Source organism: Streptomyces sp. NPDC088400, assembly GCF_044753355.1.
In the GTDB taxonomy this organism is placed as follows: domain Bacteria; phylum Actinomycetota; class Actinomycetes; order Streptomycetales; family Streptomycetaceae; genus Streptomyces.
On record NZ_JBIVMZ010000033.1, the window covers coordinates 1,824 to 5,030 of the forward strand.

Here is a 3,207-nt window from a genome sequence, read left to right on the forward strand (position 1 = left end):
AAGGGTGGGGTGACGGGTGGCTGGTCGTTGTTTGAGAACTGCACAGTGGACGCGAGCATCTGTGGCCAAGTTTTTAAGGGCGCACGGTGGATGCCTTGGTACCAGGAACCGATGAAGGACGTGGGAGGCCGCGATAGGCCCCGGGGAGCTGTCAACCGAGCTTTGATCCGGGGGTGTCCGAATGGGGAAACCCGGCAGTCGTCATGGGCTGTCACCCGCTGCTGAACACATAGGCAGTGTGGAGGGAACGAGGGGAAGTGAAACATCTCAGTACCCTCAGGAAGAGAAAACAACCGTGATTCCGGGAGTAGTGGCGAGCGAAACCGGATGAGGCCAAACCGTATGCGTGTGATACCCGGCAGGGGTTGCGCATGCGGGGTTGTGGGATCGTACTTCAACAGTCTGCCGGCTGTTGGGCAAGTCAGAAACCGTATGGATAGGCGAAGGACATGCGAAAGGTCCGGCGTAGAGGGTAAGACCCCCGTAGCTGAAATCTGTACGGCTTGCTTGTGCGACACCCAAGTAGCACGGGGCCCGAGAAATCCCGTGTGAATCTGGCGGGACCACCCGCTAAGCCTAAATATTCCCTGGTGACCGATAGCGGATAGTACCGTGAGGGAATGGTGAAAAGTACCGCGGGAGCGGAGTGAAATAGTACCTGAAACCGTGTGCCTACAAGCCGTGGGAGCGTCGCTGGCAGCACTTGTGCTGTCAGTCGTGACTGCGTGCCTTTTGAAGAATGAGCCTGCGAGTTTGCGGTGTGTTGCGAGGTTAACCCGTGTGGGGAAGCCGTAGCGAAAGCGAGTCCGAATAGGGCGGTTTAGTAGCGCGCTCAAGACCCGAAGCGGAGTGATCTAGCCATGGGCAGGTTGAAGCGGAGGTAAGACTTCGTGGAGGACCGAACCCACCAGGGTTGAAAACCTGGGGGATGACCTGTGGTTAGGGGTGAAAGGCCAATCAAACTCCGTGATAGCTGGTTCTCCCCGAAATGCATTTAGGTGCAGCGTCGTGTGTTTCTTGCCGGAGGTAGAGCACTGGATAGGCGATGGGCCCTACCGGGTTACTGACCTTAGCCAAACTCCGAATGCCGGTAAGTGAGAGCGCGGCAGTGAGACTGTGGGGGATAAGCTCCATGGTCGAGAGGGAAACAGCCCAGAGCATCGACTAAGGCCCCTAAGCGTACGCTAAGTGGGAAAGGATGTGGAGTCGCAGAGACAACCAGGAGGTTGGCTTAGAAGCAGCCACCCTTGAAAGAGTGCGTAATAGCTCACTGGTCAAGTGATTCCGCGCCGACAATGTAGCGGGGCTCAAGCGTACCGCCGAAGTCGTGTCATTGCAGTACATACCCCCAACGGGGACTGTGATGGGTAGGGGAGCGTCGTGTGCCGGGTGAAGCAGCAGCGGAAGCTAGTTGTGGACGGTTCACGAGTGAGAATGCAGGCATGAGTAGCGATACACACGTGGGAAACGTGTGCGCCGATTGACTAAGGGTTCCTGGGTCAAGCTGATCTGCCCAGGGTAAGTCGGGACCTAAGGCGAGGCCGACAGGCGTAGTCGATGGACAACCGGTTGATATTCCGGTACCCGCTTTGAAACGCCCAGTATCGAATCAGACGATGCTAAGACCGTGAAGCCGTCCTGGATCCTTCGGGTGAAGGGGAGTGGTGGAGCCGTCGGACCAGATCTGTAGTAGGTAAGTGATGGGGTGACGCAGGAAGGTAGTCCATCCCGGGCGGTGGTTGTCCCGGGGTAAGGGTGTAGGACGTTGTGCAGGTAAATCCGTGCAACTTGTGTCTGAGACCTGATGCCGAGCCGATTGTGGTGAAGTGGATGATCCTATGCTGTCGAGAAAAGCCTCTAGCGAGTTTCATGGCGGCCCGTACCCTAAACCGACTCAGGTGGTCAGGTAGAGAATACCGAGGCGTTCGGGTGAACTATGGTTAAGGAACTCGGCAAAATGCCCCCGTAACTTCGGGAGAAGGGGGGCCACACTAGGTGATCACCCTTGCGGTGTGAGCTTGGGGTGGCCGCAGAGACCAGCGAGAAGCGACTGTTTACTAAAAACACAGGTCCGTGCGAAGCCGTAAGGCGATGTATACGGACTGACGCCTGCCCGGTGCTGGAACGTTAAGGGGACCGGTTAGTCACATTTCGGTGTGGCGAAGCTGAGAACTTAAGCGCCAGTAAACGGCGGTGGTAACTATAACCATCCTAAGGTAGCGAAATTCCTTGTCGGGTAAGTTCCGACCTGCACGAATGGCGTAACGACTTCTCGACTGTCTCAACCATAGGCCCGGTGAAATTGCACTACGAGTAAAGATGCTCGTTTCGCGCAGCAGGACGGAAAGACCCCGGGACCTTTACTACAGTTTGATATTGGTGTTCGGTTCGGCTTGTGTAGGATAGGTGGGAGACTGTGAAGCTTGGACGCCAGTTCAGGTGGAGTCGTCGTTGAAATACCACTCTGGTCGTGCTGGATGTCTAACCTGGGTCCGTGATCCGGATCAGGGACAGTGTCTGATGGGTAGTTTAACTGGGGCGGTTGCCTCCTAAAGAGTAACGGAGGCGCCCAAAGGTTCCCTCAGCCTGGTTGGTAATCAGGTGTTGAGTGTAAGTGCACAAGGGAGCTTGACTGTGAGACCGACGGGTCGAGCAGGGACGAAAGTCGGGACTAGTGATCCGGCGGTGGCTTGTGGAAGCGCCGTCGCTCAACGGATAAAAGGTACCCCGGGGATAACAGGCTGATCTTCCCCAAGAGTCCATATCGACGGGATGGTTTGGCACCTCGATGTCGGCTCGTCGCATCCTGGGGCTGGAGTCGGTCCCAAGGGTTGGGCTGTTCGCCCATTAAAGCGGTACGCGAGCTGGGTTTAGAACGTCGTGAGACAGTTCGGTCCCTATCCGCTGTGCGCGTAGGAGTCTTGAGAAGGGCTGTCCCTAGTACGAGAGGACCGGGACGGACGAACCTCTGGTGTGCCAGTTGTCCTGCCAAGGGCATGGCTGGTTGGCTACGTTCGGAAAGGATAACCGCTGAAAGCATCTAAGCGGGAAGCCTGCTTCGAGATGAGGACTCCCTCCCCCTTGAGGGGTTAAGGCTCCCAGTAGACGACTGGGTTGATAGGCCGGATATGGAAGCCAGGTGACTGGTGGAGTTGACCGGTACTAATAGGCCGAGGGCTTGTCCTCAGTTGCTCGCGTCCACTGTGT

Annotated in this window: 1 rRNA gene; it reads left to right on the forward strand. The window is 56.8% G+C overall.

Annotated features, from left to right (window positions below):
- Positions 1–63: 63 nt before the first annotated feature.
- Positions 64–3,186: ribosomal RNA gene (locus ACIQD6_RS36160) — 23S ribosomal RNA — on the forward strand.
- Positions 3,187–3,207 lie beyond the last annotated feature (21 nt).